The following is a 20,668-nucleotide window of genomic DNA, read 5'->3' as shown; positions in this document are numbered from 1 at the left end:
GCCGGCCGGCGATATGTCGCGGGCCGGGCCCTAGACTGCCACCACCCAGATCGCGTCAGAAGCCGAGGCCCCCAGGTCGATGTCCCGCTCGGGTTCGTGCACCCGGACGGTGGTCACGTCAGCATAGGGGCGGTGCTCCCTGACGGTGAGCCTGGTATCCGGTGCGAGGCCCAGCTCGGTGAAATAACGCAGCATCTGCGGATCCGCATCCGAAATGCGCGTGATGGCCACCGTGTCCCCCGCGGCGGTTGCTGTGAGCCGGGTCCCCTCCGGCAGGCTGGGCCGGCCGTCGGCGCCAGGGATGGGGTCGCCGTGCGGATCCCGGGTGGGATGGCCAAGCTTTCGGTCCATCCGCTCGATCAGCGTGTCTGAGACGGCGTGCTCGAGGACCTCTGCTTCATCGTGGACCTCATCCCAGCTGTACCCCAGCACGTCCACCAGGAACGTCTCGAGGAGGCGGTGCCGGCGGACCATCGCGACGGCATGTGCCCGCCCGGCGTCAGTGAGCTCGATACTGCCGTAGGGCGCGTGCGTCACCAACCCCTGGCCGGCCAGCCTCTTGATCCCGTCCGACACGGTGGAGGGCCGCACACCGAGCCGTTCGGCCATCACGCTGACGGTGATCGGGGCCGGGGACCACTCCGTTGCTGACCAAATCAACTTCAGGTAGTCCTGGGCGGCGGAGGATAAATCAGAGACCGGCATGACGCCCATGGTATCAACCCGCAGCCGATTGTTAGGCTCACCGAACAAATTTGTTTTGGCAATGAAGCATCCACAACACCACCGAGGGCCTCGCAATCGTCACGCCGGGCTACGGCCTACCAGCCGTCACTCTCTGCCTCCTGCTTGGCATCGGCGCGCGGCGGTAATGTTCGCCACCGGCCTGCTGGTCCAGGCGTAACCCCACGTCACGGGCCTAGTCTGCGGCGATGTACCCGTCCTGGGGAAACTTGGCGCCACTATACTTGTCGTAGCAACGGCCGGGGGGCTTCCATGGAAAAACGACGCATCTGTCTTGTCATTGAGGACAATGACGACATCCGCGGATTGATCGGGATGGTGCTGAAACGCGCCGGTTTTGAGATCCGTTCGGTGGCCACCGGCACTGAAGGCATCGCCGGGGCAGCAGATCCGGCCGTCTCCCTCATCACCCTGGACCTGGGGCTGCCGGACATGGACGGCCACGTCGTGGCACGGGCAGTTCGGGCGCTGAGCTCCGCGCCGATGCTGTTCATCACTGCCCGGGCGGAGAACGATGACCTGCTTGCAGGAATGGCCTCGGGCGCCGCCGCCTACCTGACCAAGCCCTTCCGGGCCCAGGAACTTCGGGATGTCGCCAACCAGCTCTGCCCTGACCCCGCAGGCGCCCTGGTAATCACGGGCGACCAGGGGGAACTGGCGAAGCGACGCACCTAAAAGTACCTCTTGCGTCGCCGCCCGGACTGCTAGACGGTGCGGACGACGTCGTCGTAGCTGAACTTGGGCTTCGCGGCACCCCAGGCGCCCTCACCGGGCTGCCCGATATTGACCACCAGGAAGCTCTTCTGGTCGCCGGCAGGGAAGAAAGCGGCGTCGATGGCGCCGAAATCCGCTCCGGTCATGGGTCCGGCTGCGAAACCGAGCGAGCGGACGGCCAGGATGAAGTAGCCTGCCTGGAGGTGGGCGTTGTTGTTGCCGGTGGAAGCTGCAAGCTCCGGTGAGGCGTCGTACATGGCCTTGGGCGCGTTGTAGCCGGGGAGGAAGTTATCCCACTGGCCGGCCCAGTCGGTGTCATAGCTGAGGATAGCCACAAGCGGCGCGGAAGCGGTCTTGGCCTTGTTGCCGTTGGACAGCGCATCCACGAGCTTGGCGCGGGCTTCATCGGAGCGGACGTAGGTGACGCGCAGCGGCTGTGAGTTGAAGGCGGTGGGGCCGAACTTGGTGAGCTCATAAATGGCGCGGGCCTGGTCCTCGGTCACCTCGCCGGTGAAGGAGTTGGCGGTGCGGGCCTCGGCAAAGATGGCGTCGACGGCGGCCGAATCGATGGCCGCTTCTTCGTGGGCAATAGTCATTGGCTTACCTTTCGCTGCGCAGCCTCGCCGGACGGCGGCTGTCTGTTCCTCTTCCTATGGTTGCAACTTCAAGCGATTGGGTCCTCTTCCCGTGACCCCACGTGACGTTGCCCACAGCAGGGCATGCGGGCCCGGAACCAAGGGTTGTTCGGAGATCCTGACGTTGACGGTCAGGAACCGCGGACACGCTTAGGAACCGAAGGCGGCGCGGTATTCTTGCAGCGGAAGATCCCTGCCACCTTGCGGCACCCCCCCTTTGAAAGGCCCACGCCATGAGCATGCTTGGAATGAAATGGAAGCTCCACGGCACCGGCAAGTCGATCCGGCCCGGCCACGTAGTTGGCCCCGATGAGCGGCTGGCGTGGCCCTTGACCATCGGGGTGGGGATGCAGCATGTGGTGGCCATGTTCGGTGCCACGTTCCTGGTCCCCATCATCACGGGCATGCCGCCGGCCACCACCCTGTTCTTCTCCGGCATCGGCACGCTGCTGTTCCTGGTCATCACCAAGGGCCGTGTGCCCAGCTACCTCGGCTCCAGCTTCGCCTTCATCGCCCCCATCATGGCGTCCCAGCAGCAGTTCGGCGTGCCCGGCGCGCTGGGCGGAGTGGTGCTTGCCGGCGTCGCACTGGCCCTGATCGGTGCGATTGTGCAGAAGTTTGGCGCGGGGTGGATCAACCGGCTGATGCCGCCGATCGTCACCGGTGCCATCGTGGCGCTGATCGGCCTGAACCTCGCCCCCGCCGCCAAAATGAACTTCGACGCCGCCCCCATCACCGCCGTCATCACACTGGCCACTATCATCCTGGTCAGTGTCCTTTTCCGCGGAATTATTGGACGGCTCAGCATCCTGGTGGGCGTTGTTGTGGGCTACCTGGTAGCCATGCTGCGCGGCGAAGTGAACTACGAAAAGATGGACGCCGCCGCCTGGGTTGGCCTGCCGCAGTTCCAGACGCCGGAATTCCACTTCGGCGTCCTGGGCCTCTTTGTTCCTGTGGTGCTGGTACTCGTGGCTGAGAACATCGGCCACGTGAAGTCCGTGGCAGCCATGACGGGCCAGAACCTCGACGGCGTCTCCGGCCGCGCGCTGATGGCCGACGGTGCGGCCACTGTCCTGGCCGGCCTTGGTGGCGGATCCGGCACCACCACCTACGCAGAGAACATCGGCGTTATGGCCGCCACGAAGGTCTATTCGACGGCGGCGTACTGGGTTGCCGGGGCCTTCGCCATCGTCCTCAGCTTCTCGCCAAAGTTCGGCGAACTGATCGCCACGGTGCCGCCCGGGGTACTGGGCGGTGCTGCCACCATGCTGTACGGGATGATCGGTATCCTGGGCGTCAAGATTTGGGTACAGAACAAGGTGAACTTCTCCAACCCCGTGAACCTGACTACGGCCGCCGTGGCCCTGATCATTGGCATTGCCGATTACACCTGGACCATCGGGGAGCTGAAGTTCACGGGTATTGCGCTGGGCTCGGCAGCAGCCCTGGTGATCTACCACGGCATGAAGGCGATCGCGAAGGCCAGGGGAACGGCAGCGGAACCGGAAACGGAGCAGTCAGGGCTGCCGCCGGCCGTCAAAGCAGCGGTCAATGCGGCGGCCAAGCGGGCACCGAAGAAGCGCTGACCCGGGCAAGGCTCCAGTCAGGCGGCGCTGCTCCCGCCGATGAACGGTCCCGGCGGGCTGCCGATGCCAAAGACCGGGCCGGGTTCGGGCCGTTTGGCGTGCAGCCCTTCGTCTTCAGCCGTGTGCGGCCTGAGCTGCCTGAGCACCCACGGAACCAGGTACTCGCGTGCCCAGATAAGGTCCTCCGCCCTGGCCTGGCGCCAGCTGCGCGGCGGCAGCTGCTTGGGCTGCAGCGGCATCAGGGTGTGCGGGACACCCAGGGCATTCAGCACAGCGGCCGCGATGGTGTGGTGCCCCAGCGGAGAAAAGTGCAGCCGGTCAGGATCCCACATCCCCGGATTTGAGAGCTCACGGAGGAACCACAGATCCACCATCACGGCATCGTGGCGGGCGGCTACGGCATGGAGATTTTCATTGAAGATCGCCACTTTCCCCCGGATCTGCCCGAAAACCGGAGTGGCTCCCCAGTCCGGTCCGGCGAAGAGGACCACTGTGGCGCCGGATCTGGCCAACTGGCCAACGCCGTCGTCGATTTTTTCCGCCAGCCGGTCAGGGTCACTCCGCCGGAAGACGATGTCGTTGCCGCCGGCGGACAGCGTCACCAGGTCCGGTTTTAGAGCCAGGGCAGGTTCCACCTGCTGGTCGAGGATCTGCTGCACCAACAGGCCCCTGACGGCGAGGTTGGCGTAGGCGAAATCCGGCTGGTTGGTGCTGAGTTCTTCGGCCACGCGGTCTGCCCAGCCGCGCAGCCCTCCTTCACTGAGCGGTTCAGGGTCCCCCACTCCCTCGGTGAACGAGTCCCCGAGCGCGACGAACCGGTGCCAAGGATGCGGTGCAGGGTCCGCAGGGCCATCCCGGGATGGCCGTTCCTGCTTCCAGACGTTCATGCCGAACTCCCTGTCTTGTAAGGCCCCTTTTTGCGGGCCGGTGATTCCACTGCCATGAGTCCGGCGAAGCCTGCATCGTCCAGGCCCGGGGTTACCGGGTCCCGGCGCGAGGCCGCCACAATATTCAAGGCAGCGTCGCGAAGCCCCTGATTGTTGTGCTTCGCGACGGTTCGGAGGTACTGGAGCGCTACTTCACGGCTGAGCCCGTAGTCGGCCATCAGGGCGCTGATGGCGAGGTCCATCAGCACCATGGAGCTTTGGGCTACGGCAAGTTCGGCACTGGCCTCCGCGCGTTCGGCTACCCGCAGCACCACGCGAAGCGCCCTGGCTACTTCCCTTGCGTACGCGCGGGTCAGGACGATGTCCTCGCTGGTGAAGGCATGCGGCGTGGAGGCGTAAAGGTTGATCGCTGCGCTGGATCCCGCCGTGGATACGATCGGCATGCAGAGCAGGGACCTGACGCCGTGGTCAGCAGCGGCGGCGGCGTAGCCTGGCCATCTCCTGTCCCGCGCGGTGTCGGCCAGGTGGACAAATTCGCCTGAACGTATGGCCTCCAGACCTGGTCCGTCCTCGAACGAGCATTGCTCCTGGTCTGCGGCCCTGGCCACGTCGCTGCCTGCAGCGATGGTATGCGCGTCCCCGTGGCGGAAAAACGTGGCGGCCCAACTGATGCCGCGGCGGTGGCCATCGATGCGCCGCATGAACTCATGGGTGACCTCACCAAGGAAGCTCTCCACTTCCTTGCTGTCGAACACCACATCCTGGGAGGCCGGGAGTGACTCCCAACCTGCATCCCCCGGGGTCTCCGCAACCATGGTCCACGCCTCGCTACGATACGAGCCGGCCCACTTCAAAGCCTGTTACTAGGATACGTCCGCGAACGGCCCTACAGGCCGGTTCCAGACTGAAAGTAACTGGTGTGCGGCACGAAAAAGGGTGCCGTCCGGCACGGAGCCGAACGGCACCCAGGCAGACGCCGGGCGGCACCGGCAGGTTAGCCGGCGTCGAAACTCTCGTCGTCGTCGTCCTTTGGTGCCTTGTCCGCGGGCAGATCGTTCCCGCTTCCGTCCGGAAGGCCGGCCGCCTCCTGCCCGGACTCAGACGAGAACGGCTCGGAACCTTGCTCATCAGCGTTGGATTCGTTGATCTCGGCCTCCGCGGAGGGCACGTCCGCATCGCGGGGTACCGGCGGCTCCCCGGGCTCGAATCCGGGATCGTTGGTGTCGGTTTCGGCGTGGTACTGCTCGTCCGTGCCGCCAAAGCGTCCGGCGCCGGGCTCGCCGGCACTGTCCTGGTCCTCTTCGGCCAGGTGACCGAGGTTGGGCGTGCCCGTGGGGAAGGTTTCTCCCGAGGTGCTGTCCTGGTTCAGGCCCGCAGCGTCGAAGTCCTCCTCCTCGCGGGGCTGCGCGAACTGCTTGTTATCGGCACCGCCCATCTCCTGCTCCGCGGTGGGCGTGCCGTAGCCTCCGACTTCCTCTTCCGGCTGGTTGTCCTGACTCATGGTTCCTCCTGTTGTGGATGTGGATGAATCTGACGTGCAAACTTCTTCGCTATAGCCCCTTGCCGCCGGTCACTGGCAGCACGGCACCCGAAATGTAGGACCCCTGGTCGGAGGCGAGCAAGACATAGGCCGCTGCGAGTTCGGCGGGCTGGCCCGCGCGCTGCAGGGGGGTGTCCTGACCAAACTTGGGCAGTTTGTCCGGCCACTCGGTGGCCGGGATCAGCGGCGTCCAGATAGGGCCCGGGGCCACCGCGTTCACGCGGATTCCCTTTGGCCCCAGTTCCTGGGCAAGCGCCTTGGTAAAGGCCACCTGCGCCGCCTTGGTCATCGCATAGTCGATCAGCCCCGGCGAGGGATTGAAAGCCTGAATGGAGGCGGTGGTGATGATCGAAGCACCGGCTTTCAGGTGCGGAACCGCGGCCCGCGCGGTCCAGAGCAACGAGTACAGGTTGGTCCGGAATACCCGGTCGAACTCCTCAGTGGGAAGCGACTCGAAACTCTCGCGGTTCTTCTGGTATGCCGCGTTGAGCACCACGACGTCCAGGCCGCCAAACTCAGCCACCGTATCCTCCACAATCCGGGTGCTGAATTCCTCCTGTCGCCCGTCGCCGGGCAGCAGCAGGGCGCGCTTGCCAGCTTTCCGGATCCAGTCGGCGGTGTCCTGGGCGTCGTCCTCCTCCTCCGGGAGGTAGGAAATCGCGACGTCGGCCCCCTCACGGGCGAAGGCAATGGCCGCCGCTTTGCCGATTCCGGAGTCGCCGCCGGTGATGAGCGCAGCTTTGCCTTCCAGTGCGCCATGGCCTTCGTAGCTGTGCTCGCCGTGGTCCGGCCGCGGGTCCATGGGTGCTGTGAGGCCGGGTTGTTTTTGTTCCTGCTCCGGGAAGGGCCCGGAGTGGTAGCCGCCCCTGGGGTCGGTGGGCGGGTCGGTCTGTTTCTGCGTATCGCTCATAGTCCACCTACTCACGTCAATCGGTTTTCGAAGGGCTCCTGCTTGCGCCGGTTCTTCGAAACTATCCCGCTGGGCGAAGCAAAGTCCACCGTTCAGGCTGAATAATCAGTAAACTTATCAAACGTTGATCTTGGCGCAACTTCAGCCTAGTTTTGGAGCACGCGGCGCCGCAGGAGGATCCCTGCGGCGAGGCAGCAACCAGGCGGAGAGGGAGAAGGCATGTCTGACGTGGAGGACTACACCGGAAGCACAGGCCGCAACGAGACCCGGGAGGAGCAGCTGGACCGCAACTGGGCCGAACTCCTGCAAGAGCTCCGCGTGCTGCAGACCGGTGTCCAGATTCTCGCAGGCTTTCTTTTGACCCTTCCATTCCAGGATCGCTTCGAACACCTCGACGATTTCCAAGTCACCCTCTATCTTGTCAACGTGGTCATCGCCGCGCTCACCACTGCCTTTATCCTGCTTCCCGTCAGCGTGCATCGCCGGCTGTTCCGGCAGCGCCTCAAGGCGACGCTGGTCTCAAGCGCCGATTCCATCACCAAGATCGCGCTGGCTGGGGTTGCCATGCTCAGCGTTGGAACGGCAGCCCTGGTCTTTGATGTCACTGCGGGCCGCTCAGCGGGCCTGACTGCCGGCGGAATCCTGCTGGCCGTCCTGCTGGTGCTGCTGATCTACGTCCCACTGCGGCTGAACCACCGCGCCAAGGGACGCTAGCCAGGCTCCTAACTGCGCTAAGCCAGTCCCGGCAAGACCAGACGATCAGCAAACCTCAGAAGGTGGAGCAACAATGCGCACATGGGCCAAAGAGCACGGGTTGCTGCTCGCCAACGCCGGCTTATTCGTGGTGTTCTTCGGCGGGATGATCCTGTCCGGCGCAGCTGCTTACAGCGAGGAACAGGCGGCGCATGGCCAGCAGGCGGTGAGCATCCTTGAGTACCTGTCCACTGGGAACTTCGTGGAGGCCACCTTCGAAAACTGGGAATCGGAATTCCTGCAGATGGCCATGTACGTCATCCTGACGGTCTTCCTGTTCCAGAAGGGCTCCTCGGAGTCCAAACCGATGGGCAAGAAGGCGCCACAGGACCAGGATCCGCGCGATGCGACCATCAAGGACGCCACTCCCTGGCCGGTGAAGCGTGGTGGCCTGGTACTCAAGATCTATGAACACTCACTGTCACTGCTCCTCCTGGCCCTCTTTGTCTTCTCCTTCACCATGCACGCGCTGGGCGGCACGTCGGCGTACAACGAGGAACAGCTCAGCCACGGGGAGTCCACCGTTACGGTCCTGGAGTACTTGGGAACCAGCCAGTTCTGGTTCGAGTCCTTCCAGAACTGGCAAAGCGAGTTCCTTGCCGTAGCCGTCCTGGTGGGAACGTCCGTGTACCTCCGCGAGAAGGGCTCCCCGGAGTCCAAGCCGGTGGCCGAGCCGCATTACGAGACCGGGGCGTAAGCCGCGCTTTCGGACCTTTGGAAACACCCATCCCGAACAGGACCTGGACAGGAGAGTTCCATGCGAAGAATGCTGAGGACCATCATCGTGGCGCTGGCAGTGCTGACCGCTGCACCGCTGGCCGCGGCGGCCTATGCCACGCCAATGGCAACCCAAGGGGTTGAGGCCAAAGCCCTGGAGGCGCAGGCAGCAGTACCTGCTTCCACCGCCAGCCCCTCCCCCACCGATCCGGCCTCAACCGGCCCGGCCAACCCGGGCACGGGTGAAACGGGCGACGCCGAAGCGACGCGGGTGGACTACGCACCGTGGGTGATCGGCGCCGTCGCCCTGGTCACCCTGGTGGTGGTCCTGATCTGGCGCCGCCGGAGGAACACCACCATCGTCTAGCGGCGTCTCCGGTCAGAGGCCTTTCGCTTTTCATCCAATAGGCGCCGGACCCAGCTCATCCAGCAGCTTCTGCATGGCCACATACGCCTTGTTGCGGTAGGCAATCAGCTCGGGGGTGCGCTCCGCGGGGACGTTGAGGAAGCCGGCGCCGGTCTTGGTGCCAAGCTTTCCGGCCTCCACCAGGTCGCTCAGGATTCTCGGGGTGGCGAACCGTTCAGGGAACTCCTTCTGCAGGGATTTGTAGCAGAAGTTGTACACGTCCAGGCCGGCCATGTCGGCGATGGCGAACGGGCCGAAGAACGGCAGCCGGAAGCCGAAGGTGGTGCGGACCAGGGTGTCCACGTCGTCCGCCGTCGCAATGCCCTGTTCCACCAACTGCGCCGCTTCGTGGAACAGCGCATACTGCAGGCGGTTGAGCACAAACCCGGTGGTGTCCTTGACCACGGCGGTCTGTTTGCCGGTTGCGTGGACCAGCTCGCGGACCGCGCCCACGGTGGAGGCGGATGTTCCGGCGTGCGGGATGATCTCCACACCGGGAATGAAGGGCGACGGGTTCGAGAAATGCACACCCAGGAACCGCTCCGGGTTGCTGACCGGCCCGGACAGTTCGGCGATGGAAATGGTGGAGGTGTTGGAGCCGATGATGGCGTCCGGCCGGGCCGCTGCACTGATGCGGGCCAGCGTCTGGTGCTTGATGGCCAGGATTTCGGGGACCGCCTCTTCGATGAAGTCCGCGTCCGCCACCGCTTCCTCGATGTCCTTCGCGGCCCACAGGTTCTGCTTCAGGATCTCGGTGGAACCTTCTGGGAACAGTCCATCGGCCACGAACTGGTCGGACTCAACCAGGAGCCGGTCGTAGTTTCCCTGGGCCACCTCGGCGGACACATCGGAGAGAGCCACACGGGCCCCGCCCAGAGCCAGGACCTGCGCGATCCCGCCGCCCATGTAGCCGGAGCCCACGATGGCGATCTTCCGGGCGCCGCCGGTGCTGGTTGGGTGGGATGAATTTTTGGTCATGATCAGACTGCTTTCGTGGATTCGGGTTCGTAGGAGCAGATGGCGTCCACCTTCGCGGCGGAGGCCGAGGTCTCGTCAAACCGGTAGCCGAGCCATTCGCCCACCAGCTTTTTGGCCAGTTCCAGGCCGATAACGCGCTGGCCCATGGTGAGGACCTGCGCATTGTTGCTCAGCACCGAGCGCTCCACCGAGTACCCGTCATGGGCCGTGACCGCCCGGATTCCCGGGACCTTGTTGGCCGCGATGGCCACGCCCAGTCCGGTGCCGCAGATCAGCAGAGCGCGGTCCGCCTCACCCCGGGCCACCTTGCGGGCTGCGTCGACGGCGACGTGTGGGTACGCGGTAGTGTCGCCGGCACCAACGCCCACGTCCAGAACGGACGCAACGCGGCTGTCAGCTTCGAGCAGCGCCTTCAGCGCGTCCTTGTACTCGACGCCCGCCTCGTCGTTCCCGATAACGATCCGCCATCCTGCCGCATCACCGGCGCTCATCCCTGAGCCCCGTTTCCGGCCACCAACGCGGCCGCCCTGGGAGAAGAGAGGGGTGGTGGCGACTCGAAGTAATCAGATACCCGGGTGGCGATCAGGGCAAAGGACACCGCTCCGGGATCCGGGTGGCCCAGGCTCTTTTCGGCCAGCGGCCGCGCCCTTCCCTTCAGCGGGCGCAGGGATGCGGTGGCGTCGGCCGCCTGCCGGGCGGCGGTCACCGCGGCGGTCAGCGCCCCGCTCACTGGCGTGCCGTCGTCGAACGCGGTCACGAAGGCGTCCCGGAAGGGAAGCAGTGCGTCCACCATGGTCTTGTCGCCCACATCAGCCTTGCCCAGCGTGGTGACGGCGTCCGCGAAGGCGGTCACTGCGGCCGCTGCGTCCCTGCCGCTGTAGGAGTCCTTGTTGCCGAGGGCCCGCCCGGCCGCCGCCAAGGCGGATCCCCAGAGCGCCCCCGAGGTGCCGCCGGCGCGCTCGCTCCACGCTTCGCCCGCCGCGGTGAGGACGCGGTGAACCGAAAATCCCGCGCCAACAGCTTCCCCGGCCGCTGCCACCGCGGCGTCCACGCCCCGGCGCATGCCGACGCCATGGTCGCCGTCGCCGGCAATGGCATCCAGCCTGCCCAGTTCGCGTTCATGGACGACGACGGCGTCCCTCGCCTGGGCGAGCACGGCGGCTGCCAGCCGGCCCAGCCCGGCTGCTGCCGCCGTCGTATCTTCCTCCTCGGTGGCCAGGGCACCTTCCGGTGCGGCCAGTTCCCGCCGAGACCGCGGTGCCAGGCTGCCCTTACGGTACCCGGGGGTGTCGGCCGGGGCAGTCCAGAAGCGCTCCAGTTCGTCATCCAGCCAGAGCAGTGTGAGGGACAGGCCGGACATGTCCAGGCTGGTGACCAGCTCGCCGCATTCCGGCTCCACGATGGTCAGGCCGGCGGCGGTGAGGAGCTTGTCGATCTTGCCGAACAGCAGGAACAGTTCCTCGTACTTCACCCTGCCGAGGCCGTTGAGGATGGCCACTACGCGGTTCCCGGCATCATCGGGCCTCTCCCGGAGCACGCCTGAAACGAGCAGTTCGGCCAGTTCGGACGCCGTAGGCATGGGATGGTCTGAGATCCCGGGTTCACCGTGGATGCCCAGCCCGAGCGACATCCCGCCGGCCGGCACGTGAAACAGCGGTTCGGCAGCGCCAGGCAGGGTGCAGCCGTCGAAAGCCACGCCGAGGGACCGCGTGCGGTGGTTGGCCAGCACGGCGAGCCGTTCGACGGCGTCCAGGTCCAGTCCCGCTTCGGCTGCTGCGCCGGCGATCTTGAAGACGGTCAGGTCACCGGCGATCCCCCGGCGCTTGTCGATCTGGTCCAGCGGGGCGCTGGCAATGTCATCCGTGACCAGGACGGTGCGGGTCTCGATGCCTTCGGCGTTGAGCCGCTGCTGCGCCTCGCCGAAATGGATCACGTCCCCGGCGTAGTTGCCGTAGCTGAACAGCACGCCGCCGCCTGCGTTGGCCGCCTTGGCCACACGATACGCCTGCCCGGCGGATGGCGACGTGAAGATGTTGCCGCACACGGCGCCTGCGGCGAGGCCTGGCCCCACCAGGCCGGCGAAGGCCGGGTAGTGGCCGGAGCCGCCGCCCACCACCACGGCCACCTGGCCGGCGGGCACCTCCGTGGAGCGGACCACGCCGCCGTCCACCCTGGCCACGTAGCCGCGGTTGGCTGCCACGAGGCCGTCCAGTGCCTCCTCCGCAAAGTCGGCGGGGTTGTCAAAGATCTGGGTCATGGTTTCCTCATCGAATCCTTGGGTTGAAAACGCCGTGATGCCGCGCCTACACGCGGGCGGGCTGCGCCGGCTGCTGCCGCCCCTGGGCCACCTGGCTGCTGCCCAGGGCGTATCCGCCGGTCTTGGGGAGGACGTGCCGGCGAAGGTAGTCCTGGTTGGTGGCCGAAACACTCAGTCCGTCCCCGCCGTAGTGTTCGGTGCACAGGATCCCCTGGAAGCCGGCGGACAGTGCCATCTTGAAGGCCTCCCGGTAGTTGATGAGGCCGCTTTCCATGGGGGCCGGCATGGCCACATACATGTCGCGGGCCACGTCTTCGTCGCGGAGGTAGTTCTTCATGTGCCAGAAGTTGGCGTACGGCAGGGTTTTGGCCACCAGTTCCCGCCAGTCCTCCACCGGCCGGTGCAGCCGGATCAGGTTGCCAAGGTCCGGGTTGAGGCCCACATTGGGGAGCCCAATGTCCTGGACAAGGCGCACGGAAGAATCTGCGGTGCCCAGGTACGTGTCCTCGTACATTTCGAGTGAGAGCAGGAGGCCCACCTCGGCGGCGTGCCGGCCGAGTTCCCGGAGGCGTGAAACGGCGTTGCCCCAGGTTTCCCGGTCTCCCTCCGGGTCCTTGTGGCCTTCAACCGTCCAGAACCAGAGCTGTTTCTGCTGCTCCGGCGTGATGGCCTGGTGGAGGCCAAAGGAGACAACCTCGCAGCCCAGCTCCGCGGCCGCGTCAATGGTCCGGTGGCTGTACGCCAGGTTGGCTTCCCAGTTCCGCCCGTCAATGACGCTGCGGCGGATGGCGGAGATGGCAGGGGTGCCGATGCCCACGTCCTGTGCCGTCTGCCTGAAGTCAGCCAGCCGGTCCGGGCTGAGGTCGCCGGGCCGGACCCAACTGTCGGTCAGGTCCGCGTTGGCGAACCCGGCGTCCTTGACCTCGGTCAGCACGTCTGCCCAGGCGGAGGGATCAGCATCGTTGATGTGGGTTCCCTGCGCGCTGGTGCCCGGGAAGGGCAGCAGGGCCGCTGTGATGGGCCAGTTTTCGGCGGTGTAGGCCATCCCTAGACCGCTTCCTGCGTCTGGAGCCTGTCCAGATCCTCGGCAAGGACGGTCAGCTCGACGCCCGCAGGCCGTTCCACGGTGCTGCGGATGGCTACCGCCGCGCCGCAGTGGGCTGATTCGAGGACGGATTCCATGACCTCAAGGGCGTGGTAGGCCATGGCGCCGCCCGCGCGGGGTTCGGCACCCGCCGGGGTGGACGCCAGGTCCGCGATGCCGAAGCCGCGCCCGGAGTCAACGTACCCGGCGGACACCGGAAGGGTTTCCCAGTCCTCGGCCCCGAGGGAAAACAGCTGGACGTCGCCGTCGAAGTAGTTGGGATCGGGGACCACCAGGGATCCGCGCTCCCCGTGGATTTCGATGTTCGGCGACTTGGATTTCACGGCGTCGAAGCTCATGAAAAGGGTGGAGAGCGCGCCTGAGGCGTGCACCAGGACGCCCGTGACGTGGGAATCGATGGCAACACGGACCTTCTCGCCCAAGCGCGGGCCGGAACCGATGGTGCGTTCGTTGCGGGTATGGCTGGCGGCGCCGATGACCGAGACGACGGGACCCAGCAGGGTGACCAAGGCGGTCACGTAGTAGGGGCCCATGTCCAGGAGCGGTCCGCCGCCGGGCTGGTAGTAGAAGTCCGGGTTCGGGTGCCACCGCTCGTGGCCCGGGGTCACCATCGTGGCGGAAGCCGAGATAGGTGCGCCGATCAGACCGTCATCGATCGCCTTGCGCGCGGTCTGGATGCCGGTTCCCAGTACCGTGTCAGGAGCGCAGCCGACGGCGACGCCCGCCTCGCGTGCCGCATCCAGCACCTGGCGTGCCTCGGCCGTGGTGGCGGCGAGGGGCTTCTCCCCGTACACGCTCTTTCCGGCGGCGATGGCCTTCAGCGCCACCTCGGCGTGGGCAGCGGGGATGGTCAGGTTCAGGACCAGTTCGACGTCGTCCGCGGCAAGGAGTTCCTCGACGGAAATGGCGCGGACACCTTCGTAAGCATCCGCCACGGTTTGGGCACGTGCGGGGTCCAGGTCCGCTACGGCCACGAGGTCGATCTGTCCGAGTTTGCGGAAGTTCGCCAGGTACTGCGCGATGATGGCTCCGCAGCCAATGATTCCGACTTTCAACGGCTTGCCCACAGCAGGCCCCTTTCGATGATGGTGCGGACATTGGTGTCCTGGAGGATTTCGACCCGGTGGCCAGGGGTGGCAACGAAGATGCGGCCTTTGCCCCACTGGCGGGTCCAGATGGCCGGTGAGGTGACTTCGCGGTTCCACGGGTCCCACTCGCGGACCTTCTGGGTGGTGGTGGCCAGGACGTCGATGTAGTCGTCGGAGAGCACCCAGTACTGCTCGGTGACAAGGTCGAAGTCGGAGATGCCCTGGGTGATGGGGTGCTCCGCGGCCGCCGGAAGCATGTTGACTGTGTAGGGAACGTAGTTGTCCGACTGCTCGCCGACGCACTCGTCCGGGTGCTTGCCGGGGTGGCAGGCGAACTGGCCGCCGATCAGGTGCAGGTAGTCCGAGTTGTTGCGGTACGAATCGGCGATGCCGCCGTGCCAGCCGGCCAGGCCGGTGCCGTTTTCGACGGCGGTCCGCAGCCCGGCGAACTCGTCCTTTTCGATGGTGGTCATGGTCATGCACTGCATGATCAGGTCCACTCCTGCCATGTATTCGGCGTCGGCGTAGACCTTGGGGGATTCCTCGACGCGGACGTCGTAGCCGTTGTCCTTGAGGTAGGTGATGAAGAGTTCCGTGGCCTCGTACGGCTGGTGGCCGTCCCAGCCGCCGCGGACCACCAGGGCGTTCTTGCGTTCTGTCATGTCGGGGTTTCCTTTTGTTTGGCTGCCGGCCGGGGCCGGAAAGTATGGGTCAGCGGCTGGAGAAGGCGGCGTCGAAAGCGGCTGCCGGCGGGGCGATGCGGGCGAGGTCCTTGACCAGGGCCAGCGCCTGCGGTGCGCCGACGAGCCGGTCCATGCCGGCGTCCTCCCACTCGATGCTGGTGGGCCCGGTGTAGCCGATGGCGTTCAGGGTGCGGAAAATCCGGTTCCACTGGACGTCCCCGTGCCCGGCGGTGACGAAGTCCCAGCCGCGCCGGGGGTCCGCCCAGGCCAGATGGGAGCCCAGGCGGCCGTTGCGGCCATCGAACTGGCGGACTGATTCCTTGACGTGCACGTGGAGGATGTGGTCCGCGAAGTCCTGGAGGAACATCACCGGATCCAGGTCCTGCCAGATGAAGTGGGACGGGTCGAAGTTCAGGCCGAAGCTCTTGCGGTGCCCGATCGCCTCCAGGGTGCGCTTGGCGGTCCAGTAGTCGTAGGCGATTTCGGACGGGTGGACCTCAAGGGCGTAACGGACGCCCACCTCGTCGAAGACATCCAGGATAGGGTTCCAGCGGTCCGCGAAGTCCTGGTAGCCGGCGTCGATCATTGCCTCGGAGGCGGGCGGGAACATCGCCACCGCCTTCCAGATGGACGAGCCGGTGAAGCCTGTCACTGTCTTGACTCCCAGGCGCGCGGCGGCCCGTGCTGTGTCCTTCATGGACTCCGCGGCCCGGCGGCGCACACCCTCTGGGTCGCCGTCGCCCCAGATCTCCGAGGACAGGATGCCCTGGTGGCGTTCGTCGATGGGGTCATCACACACGGCCTGGCCGGTGAGGTGGTTGGCGATGGCGAAGACCTTCAGGTGGTTCTTCTCCAGGATGTCCAGCCGGCCTTGGAGGTAGTTGTCGTCCTCCGCCGCCCGGCGGGGGTCCAAATGGTCGCCCCAGCAGGCGATCTCGAGACCGTCGAAGCCCCACTCGCCGGCGAGCCGGGCCACCTCCTCGAACGGCAGGTCGGCCCACTGGCCGGTAAAAAGCGTGATTGGTCGTGTCATGGCGTTCCTTCTCCTGTGTTCACGTTCCTAGACCTTCTGCCATTGGCTGGAGTTGGCGGCGCTGGCCTCCACGGCCGCCAGGACCCGCTGGACCTGCAGGGCGTCGGCGAAGGACGGTTCCGGCTGGCGGCCCTCACCGATTGCGGTGACCAGGTCCACCACCTGGTGGGTGAAGCCGTGCTCGTAGCCCAGGCCGTGGCCGGTGGGCCACCAGTTGCCGACGTACGGGTGCTCCGGTTCGGTGACGAAGATTTTCCGGAAGCCGGCGTCCGGGGACTCTGCCGCGTCATAGAAGGACAGGACGTTCATGTCCTCGAAATCGAAGGCGAGGGAGCCTTTGGTGCCGTTCAGTTCCAAACGCATCGCGTTCTTCCGGCCCAGCGCGTACCGCGTAGCTTCAAAGACGCCGATCGCACCCGCGGAAGCGCCGCCGTCGAACTTTGCACTGAAGATGGCGGCGTCATCCACGGTGACCTTCCCGCGGGGCGCATCGCCGCTGAGGTCGCCGTGGCCGCCCAGGCCCACGAGGTCGCCGGCCAGCGGGCGTTCCGGGACAAACGTTTCGAGCAGCGCCGAAACGCCTGTGATGCTTTGCCCGGCCACCCACTGGGCGGCGTCGATGCTGTGCGCACCGATGTCGCCGAGGGACCCGGACCCTGACTTGCTCTTGTCCAGCCGCCAGGTCATGGGGGCGTTGGCATCAGAGAGCCAGTCCTGCAGATACTGCGCCCGGATGTGGCGGATCTCGCCCAGCCGGCCCTGCTCCACGAACCGTTTAGCCAGCGCCAGCGCCGGGGTGCGGCGGTAGCTGAAGCCGCACATGGACATGACTCCCTGCTTGGCGGCGGTCTCTGCAGCGAGGGTCATCCGCTCGGCTTCCTCCACGGAGTTCGCCAGCGGTTTCTCGCATAGCACGTGCTTTCCGGCCTCGAGGGCTGCTATGGCGATCTCGGCGTGGGTGTCGCCGGGTGTGCAGATGTCGATCAGGTCGATGTCGTCGCGCTCGATCAGGCGGCGCCAGTCCGTCTCCACAGAGTCCCAGCCCAGCTTGTCCGCGGCTGCCCTGGCGGCATCGGCGTTCCGGCCGGCGACGGCGGTGAGCCGGGGCTGCAGCGGCAGGTCGAAAAACCGTGGTGCGGTGCGCCAGGCGTGGGAGTGTGCTGCGCCCATGAAGGCGTAACCCGCCATGCCGACGCGAAGGGGCCGTGCGGAGGTCATGTGTCTGTCCTTTCGTGAAGTTCCTGGTTGTTACTTGCTGAATCCGGCGGTCAGGCCGCTGAGCAACTGACGGCGGCCCACCACGTAGAGCACGAGGATTGGGAGGGTGCTGAGCACCACCGAGGCAAGCACGGCCGGAATGTTGACGCTGTATTCCCCTTGGAAGGTCCACAGACCCAGGGGAAGGACGCGCAAGCCGGGGCTCTGGGTAAGGATCAGCGGCAGCAGGAATCCGTTCCATACGTGCAGGCCGTTGTAGATGGCGACAGTCACGATCGCAGGGCGGGTCAGTGGCAAGGCCAGGCGCCACATGGTCTGCCATTCGCTGCAGCCGTCCAGCCGCATGGACTCGAACAGTTCGTTCGGCACATCACGGATGAAGTTGGACAGGATCAGGACCGTCAACGGGATAGCGAAGGCGATGGAAGGGAGCATGAGCGCCAGCAGGCTGTCGTACAGGTTGAGCCGGATGATCATCAGGTAGATCGGGATGATCGTTGCCTGCAGGGGTATGGCCAGTCCCATCAGGAACATGCCGTTGACCATCTTCAGGAACCTGCCCTTGCCCCGGACAATGGCAAATGCGGCCATGAAGGAGACAAGCACCGTGGGGATGACGGCACCGAGTGTGACGATGGTGCTGTTCATGAAGTACTTGGCGAAGTCTTTCTCAAGGACCAGTTGGTAGTTCTCCAGGGTTGGCTCTGTGGGTAGGGCCAACGGATTCTGGCCGAAGTAGCCTGCCTGCGTCTTCAGGCTGGTGATCACTACGTAGTAAACCGGAATGATGATGATGGCCAGCCAGAACCAGCCGCCCAGGCCAGCAGGGACGTTGAGCCGCCTCATCCGGGAACCGAACCCCCGCTTGACGGCGGACGGGTTGGCCCGCGAACCGGCCGGAGTTTCCTCCGCGCTGCTTTTCAGTACAGTGCTCACCCTACATACCTTCCAATTGGCTGCCCTGCTTGTCCTTGCCTCCAAGGCGCTGGAGGAACAGGGCGAGTGCAAGGCCGATGAGTACGAGAATGACGGCGATGACGCTGGCAGGACCCATAAGGTTGGCCCGGAACCCCCGCAGGTACATGTCCAGGGCCAGGATCCGGGTGGAGTTGCCCGGGCCGCCGCCAGTCAGGACGAAGATCAGGTCGAAATACGTCAGGGATCCCACCACCATCAGGGTGGACGAGGTGATGATGGTGTACTTCAACTGCGGGAGGGTGATGTGGAAGAACTGCTTGATAATCCCCGCCCCGTCGATCTCCGCTGCTTCGTACAGTGACTTGGGAATCTGCCGCACTCCACCCTGGTAGATGAGCGTATGGAACGGCACGAACTGCCACGCAATCACAAAGATCACCAGACCCAATGCCAGATGCGGGACTCCCAGCCAGTCCTGGGCCAGGAACGGCAGTCCCAGGCCTGTGGCCAGGCCGAAATTCGGGTCCAGCAGGGCCTTGAAGGCGATCGCGACGGCGGCCGACGAGAGCAGCAGCGGCAAAAAATACAGCACCGCCAGGGCGGCCCGGTAGCGCTGGCTTCCCGCGGTGAAGACCCCCAAAAGGAGGCTGATGGGCGTCTGGACCAACCACGAGGCGATCATGATCAGGAAAGTCAGTCCGAGGGAGCTGTACAGCCCCGGGTCCGCAAGCACCGAGAACCAATTGCCCAGCCCCGCTGAACCGATGGCACCGATGCCGTCCCAACTGGCGAAACTCAGGATAAGGACACCGGCCAGCGGGACGACGGCGAAGACCAGGAAGAAGACCAGGGCAGGAATTGCCAGCCACGCTAGGGCCGTATTTCGCTGTCCGCTTTGCCCAGCGTCAGTTCTGGCGTTGGCCCCGGTCCCACGGGCGGTGGAGACGGCGTTACTCATTTCCCGAGGGTGGCATTCATGTTCTCAGCGAACTGCTGGGGCGTGATCGACTTGAGGAACAGCTGGTCGATGTTGTTCAGCAGGGCTTCGGCGGCGGTGGGGCTCAGTGCCTGGTCCCACGACTGCTGGAAGTTCGGCGCGTTCTTGGCCAGATCGTAGACGAAATTCAGGAAATCCTTGTCTGCCGACGTGTTGAGCTTGTCTTCGATGCCGTTGACAATCGGAACGGATCCGGAATTGATGTAGGTATCGATGACCGTCTCGGTCAGGATGCCGTCCTTGAAGAACTTCTTCGCCGATTCCTTTTCCTTGTCTGTGGCCTTGGAGGAGATCGACATGTACTGCGCTGGGTTCCCCACACCGTTCTTAGGGTCGCCCTTGCCGCCGGCAACGGTCGGGAACTGGACAAAGCCCAGCTTCCCGTCCTGGACGAAGTTCTGGCCGCCCTTCTTCATGGCGCCATAGGTCCACGAACCATGCAGCATCATGGCTGCCTTGCCCGTGAACAGAAGCGCCTGGTCAGCATTGGAGTCAGCGGCGATGGAGGAGAAGCCCTTGATGAAGCCGTCTGCCGAGACGAGCTCCTGGATCTTTGTGCCCGTCTCGATCACGGCCGGATCCTTCCAGGCATTGGGTTTGCCTTCAAAGATCGCCTTGAATACCTCGGCGCCTCCGATTCGGTCGAGCAGGTATTCAAGCCACATCATGGAGGTCCAGCGCGACTGCCCACCAAGGGAGAACGGCGCCACCCCCATGCCATTGAAGGTCTTCACCAGGGACATGACGTCATCCCAGGTCTTTGGCGGCTGGACGCCGGCCTTCGCGAACAGTTCCTTGTTGTAGAACAGGACGATCGGCGCGACGTACTGGTTGGGCAGCGCATAGATTTTCCCGTTGACGGTGGCTGCACCGAAGGAGGCCGGGAAGAACTTCTTCTTCAGGTCCGGATTCTCTTCAAACCAGCCGGTCAGATCGTCTACCTGGTTGGCCTCGGCATAGGTCTTCAGCGTCCCGCCGCCCCAGCCGTAGATGATAGTGGGCGCCTGGCCGGCGCCGATCGCGGTTTTGATCTTGGTTTTGTAGGCATCGTTTTGGAAGTAGGTCACCGCGATCTTGTCGTTGGCGTTGGCCGAACTAAATGCGTCCACCGCCTTCTGCATCGTGGTCTGGTTCGGTTCGCCGGACAGGTACCACATGGTGGCACCGCCTCCGCCGCTGTTGGAGGTCCCCGGTCCTGACGTTCCACAGGCAGTCGCCGCCATGGCAGCAAAGGGAGTAAGGGCAGCAAGGGCGAGGAAAGAGCGCCGGGAGGACTGGGGTTGCTTCATTGCTTCTCCATCTGAAAGTGCTTCTTTGAGCCATCCGACGGGCGTGGGCCGCCTGATGTATTTCGAAATGTTTCGGACCCGTGATTTAGGTCACGGTCTAAACTAAGTCCATAAAAGCCGCGCCGTCAAGAGGTTTCGGAAAGTTTCGTATGATCTGTGCAAGTACGCTTGACCCTGACAGCGACGTTCTGAAGAATGCAATTACCGAAA

The 20,668-nt window shown here is 65.0% G+C and carries 22 protein-coding genes; 5 read left to right on the top strand and 17 right to left on the bottom strand.

Features of this window, described 5'->3' with window-relative positions:
* Positions 1–30: 30 nt before the first annotated feature.
* Positions 31–705 (bottom strand): metal-dependent transcriptional regulator, encoded by a 675-nt coding sequence (locus tag V9L18_RS01470; protein WP_337345396.1) that lies wholly within the window; start codon positions 703–705, stop codon positions 31–33.
* A 291-nt stretch (positions 706–996) separates the two neighbouring features.
* Between V9L18_RS01470 and V9L18_RS01465 the strand changes: the two genes are divergently transcribed.
* The gene (locus V9L18_RS01465; protein WP_337345395.1) at positions 997–1,419 is read left to right on the top strand and encodes a response regulator transcription factor; all 423 of its coding nucleotides are present in this window, start codon (positions 997–999) and stop codon (positions 1,417–1,419) included.
* Between the two features lie 29 nt (positions 1,420–1,448).
* Here V9L18_RS01465 and V9L18_RS01460 read toward each other — a convergent pair whose 3' ends face one another.
* Entirely contained in the window at positions 1,449–2,054 is a 606-nt protein-coding gene (locus V9L18_RS01460) for a malonic semialdehyde reductase (RefSeq protein WP_337345394.1), read from the bottom strand.
* Positions 2,055–2,326: 272 nt separating this feature from the next.
* On the opposite strand from V9L18_RS01460, the gene V9L18_RS01455 reads away from it, so the two are divergent.
* Positions 2,327–3,679 (top strand): uracil-xanthine permease family protein, encoded by a 1,353-nt coding sequence (locus V9L18_RS01455; RefSeq protein WP_337345393.1) that lies wholly within the window; start codon positions 2,327–2,329, stop codon positions 3,677–3,679.
* Positions 3,680–3,696: 17 nt separating this feature from the next.
* On the opposite strand, the gene V9L18_RS01450 is transcribed toward V9L18_RS01455, so the two are convergent.
* From V9L18_RS01450 to V9L18_RS01435, 4 genes are all read right to left on the bottom strand, one after another.
* The gene (locus V9L18_RS01450; RefSeq protein ID WP_337345392.1) at positions 3,697–4,566 is read right to left on the bottom strand and encodes an SGNH/GDSL hydrolase family protein; all 870 of its coding nucleotides are present in this window, start codon (positions 4,564–4,566) and stop codon (positions 3,697–3,699) included.
* Positions 4,563–5,381 carry a GAF and ANTAR domain-containing protein gene (locus V9L18_RS01445; protein ID WP_337345391.1) on the bottom strand — a complete coding sequence of 273 codons (819 nt, stop codon included), beginning with the start codon at positions 5,379–5,381 and terminating at the stop codon, positions 4,563–4,565. Before V9L18_RS01445 ends, V9L18_RS01450 begins: the two co-directional genes overlap by 4 nt.
* A 179-nt stretch (positions 5,382–5,560) precedes the next feature.
* On the bottom strand, positions 5,561–6,067 hold the full coding sequence (locus tag V9L18_RS01440) for a hypothetical protein (RefSeq protein ID WP_337345390.1): 507 nt from the start codon (positions 6,065–6,067) through the stop codon (positions 5,561–5,563).
* A 49-nt stretch (positions 6,068–6,116) separates the two neighbouring features.
* Entirely contained in the window at positions 6,117–7,016 is a 900-nt protein-coding gene (locus V9L18_RS01435) for an SDR family oxidoreductase (protein ID WP_337345389.1), read from the bottom strand.
* A gap of 219 nt (positions 7,017–7,235) precedes the next feature.
* On the opposite strand from V9L18_RS01435, the gene V9L18_RS01430 reads away from it, so the two are divergent.
* The 3 genes from V9L18_RS01430 to V9L18_RS01420 all read left to right on the top strand — a co-directional run bounded on the left by V9L18_RS01430 (position 7,236) and on the right by V9L18_RS01420 (position 8,853).
* Positions 7,236–7,730 carry a DUF6328 family protein gene (locus tag V9L18_RS01430; protein WP_337345388.1) on the top strand — a complete coding sequence of 165 codons (495 nt, stop codon included), beginning with the start codon at positions 7,236–7,238 and terminating at the stop codon, positions 7,728–7,730.
* A gap of 73 nt (positions 7,731–7,803) precedes the next feature.
* The gene (locus V9L18_RS01425; RefSeq protein WP_337345387.1) at positions 7,804–8,466 is read left to right on the top strand and encodes a DUF6766 family protein; all 663 of its coding nucleotides are present in this window, start codon (positions 7,804–7,806) and stop codon (positions 8,464–8,466) included.
* Positions 8,467–8,526: 60 nt separating this feature from the next.
* Positions 8,527–8,853, top strand: a complete 327-nt coding sequence (locus V9L18_RS01420; protein ID WP_337345386.1) for a LuxR family transcriptional regulator — start codon at positions 8,527–8,529, stop codon at positions 8,851–8,853.
* A 30-nt stretch (positions 8,854–8,883) separates the two neighbouring features.
* On the opposite strand, the gene V9L18_RS01415 is transcribed toward V9L18_RS01420, so the two are convergent.
* From V9L18_RS01415 to V9L18_RS01365, 11 genes are read right to left on the bottom strand one after another with little or no spacing between them, the layout of a single operon-like run.
* Positions 8,884–9,870: a 3-hydroxyacyl-CoA dehydrogenase family protein gene (locus V9L18_RS01415; protein WP_337345385.1), complete on the bottom strand. Its 987-nt coding sequence runs from the start codon at positions 9,868–9,870 to the stop codon at positions 8,884–8,886.
* Positions 9,871–9,872: 2 nt separating this feature from the next.
* Complete coding sequence (locus V9L18_RS01410) at positions 9,873–10,361, bottom strand: ribose-5-phosphate isomerase (RefSeq protein ID WP_337345384.1); 489 nt, start codon at positions 10,359–10,361, stop codon at positions 9,873–9,875.
* Positions 10,358–12,127 (bottom strand): dihydroxyacetone kinase family protein, encoded by a 1,770-nt coding sequence (locus V9L18_RS01405; RefSeq protein WP_337345383.1) that lies wholly within the window; start codon positions 12,125–12,127, stop codon positions 10,358–10,360. The genes V9L18_RS01410 and V9L18_RS01405 overlap by 4 nt, the downstream gene beginning before the upstream one ends.
* A 46-nt stretch (positions 12,128–12,173) precedes the next feature.
* The gene (locus V9L18_RS01400) at positions 12,174–13,172 is read right to left on the bottom strand and encodes a sugar phosphate isomerase/epimerase family protein (RefSeq protein ID WP_337345382.1); all 999 of its coding nucleotides are present in this window, start codon (positions 13,170–13,172) and stop codon (positions 12,174–12,176) included.
* Between the two features lie 2 nt (positions 13,173–13,174).
* Positions 13,175–14,299 carry a Gfo/Idh/MocA family protein gene (locus V9L18_RS01395; RefSeq protein ID WP_337345381.1) on the bottom strand — a complete coding sequence of 375 codons (1,125 nt, stop codon included), beginning with the start codon at positions 14,297–14,299 and terminating at the stop codon, positions 13,175–13,177.
* Positions 14,284–14,982, bottom strand: a complete 699-nt coding sequence (locus V9L18_RS01390; protein WP_337345380.1) for a ThuA domain-containing protein — start codon at positions 14,980–14,982, stop codon at positions 14,284–14,286. Before V9L18_RS01390 ends, V9L18_RS01395 begins: the two co-directional genes overlap by 16 nt.
* A 49-nt stretch (positions 14,983–15,031) precedes the next feature.
* On the bottom strand, positions 15,032–16,036 hold the full coding sequence (locus tag V9L18_RS01385) for a sugar phosphate isomerase/epimerase family protein (protein WP_337345379.1): 1,005 nt from the start codon (positions 16,034–16,036) through the stop codon (positions 15,032–15,034).
* Positions 16,037–16,063: 27 nt separating this feature from the next.
* Positions 16,064–17,254 carry a Gfo/Idh/MocA family protein gene (locus V9L18_RS01380; protein ID WP_337345378.1) on the bottom strand — a complete coding sequence of 397 codons (1,191 nt, stop codon included), beginning with the start codon at positions 17,252–17,254 and terminating at the stop codon, positions 16,064–16,066.
* Between the two features lie 30 nt (positions 17,255–17,284).
* Positions 17,285–18,190: a carbohydrate ABC transporter permease gene (locus V9L18_RS01375; protein ID WP_337345377.1), complete on the bottom strand. Its 906-nt coding sequence runs from the start codon at positions 18,188–18,190 to the stop codon at positions 17,285–17,287.
* Between the two features lies 1 nt (position 18,191).
* Entirely contained in the window at positions 18,192–19,130 is a 939-nt protein-coding gene (locus tag V9L18_RS01370) for a carbohydrate ABC transporter permease (RefSeq protein ID WP_337345376.1), read from the bottom strand.
* Positions 19,127–20,458, bottom strand: a complete 1,332-nt coding sequence (locus tag V9L18_RS01365) for an extracellular solute-binding protein (RefSeq protein ID WP_337345375.1) — start codon at positions 20,456–20,458, stop codon at positions 19,127–19,129. The genes V9L18_RS01370 and V9L18_RS01365 overlap by 4 nt, the downstream gene beginning before the upstream one ends.
* Positions 20,459–20,668 lie beyond the last annotated feature (210 nt).

The sequence above is a fragment of the Pseudarthrobacter sp. CCNWLW217 genome (assembly GCF_037203985.1).
In the GTDB taxonomy this organism is placed as follows: domain Bacteria; phylum Actinomycetota; class Actinomycetes; order Actinomycetales; family Micrococcaceae; genus Arthrobacter.
This window is presented reverse-complemented; position numbering and strand designations above follow the sequence as displayed.

Coding starts and splice junctions, on each gene's coding strand:
- V9L18_RS01465 (WP_337345395.1), top strand. CDS start 997: ATGGAAAAACGACGCATCTGTCTTGTCATTGAGGACAATGACGACATC.
- V9L18_RS01440 (WP_337345390.1), bottom strand. CDS start 6,067: ATGAGTCAGGACAACCAGCCGGAAGAGGAAGTCGGAGGCTACGGCACG.
- V9L18_RS01400 (WP_337345382.1), bottom strand. CDS start 13,172: ATGGCCTACACCGCCGAAAACTGGCCCATCACAGCGGCCCTGCTGCCC.
- V9L18_RS01405 (WP_337345383.1), bottom strand. CDS start 12,127: ATGACCCAGATCTTTGACAACCCCGCCGACTTTGCGGAGGAGGCACTG.
- V9L18_RS01450 (WP_337345392.1), bottom strand. CDS start 4,566: ATGAACGTCTGGAAGCAGGAACGGCCATCCCGGGATGGCCCTGCGGAC.
- V9L18_RS01435 (WP_337345389.1), bottom strand. CDS start 7,016: ATGAGCGATACGCAGAAACAGACCGACCCGCCCACCGACCCCAGGGGC.
- V9L18_RS01410 (WP_337345384.1), bottom strand. CDS start 10,361: ATGAGCGCCGGTGATGCGGCAGGATGGCGGATCGTTATCGGGAACGAC.
- V9L18_RS01425 (WP_337345387.1), top strand. CDS start 7,804: ATGCGCACATGGGCCAAAGAGCACGGGTTGCTGCTCGCCAACGCCGGC.
- V9L18_RS01460 (WP_337345394.1), bottom strand. CDS start 2,054: ATGACTATTGCCCACGAAGAAGCGGCCATCGATTCGGCCGCCGTCGAC.
- V9L18_RS01415 (WP_337345385.1), bottom strand. CDS start 9,870: ATGACCAAAAATTCATCCCACCCAACCAGCACCGGCGGCGCCCGGAAG.
- V9L18_RS01390 (WP_337345380.1), bottom strand. CDS start 14,982: ATGACAGAACGCAAGAACGCCCTGGTGGTCCGCGGCGGCTGGGACGGC.
- V9L18_RS01455 (WP_337345393.1), top strand. CDS start 2,327: ATGAGCATGCTTGGAATGAAATGGAAGCTCCACGGCACCGGCAAGTCG.
- V9L18_RS01385 (WP_337345379.1), bottom strand. CDS start 16,036: ATGACACGACCAATCACGCTTTTTACCGGCCAGTGGGCCGACCTGCCG.
- V9L18_RS01420 (WP_337345386.1), top strand. CDS start 8,527: ATGCGAAGAATGCTGAGGACCATCATCGTGGCGCTGGCAGTGCTGACC.
- V9L18_RS01370 (WP_337345376.1), bottom strand. CDS start 19,130: ATGAGTAACGCCGTCTCCACCGCCCGTGGGACCGGGGCCAACGCCAGA.
- V9L18_RS01365 (WP_337345375.1), bottom strand. CDS start 20,458: ATGAAGCAACCCCAGTCCTCCCGGCGCTCTTTCCTCGCCCTTGCTGCC.
- V9L18_RS01380 (WP_337345378.1), bottom strand. CDS start 17,254: ATGACCTCCGCACGGCCCCTTCGCGTCGGCATGGCGGGTTACGCCTTC.
- V9L18_RS01430 (WP_337345388.1), top strand. CDS start 7,236: ATGTCTGACGTGGAGGACTACACCGGAAGCACAGGCCGCAACGAGACC.
- V9L18_RS01445 (WP_337345391.1), bottom strand. CDS start 5,381: ATGGTTGCGGAGACCCCGGGGGATGCAGGTTGGGAGTCACTCCCGGCC.
- V9L18_RS01470 (WP_337345396.1), bottom strand. CDS start 705: ATGCCGGTCTCTGATTTATCCTCCGCCGCCCAGGACTACCTGAAGTTG.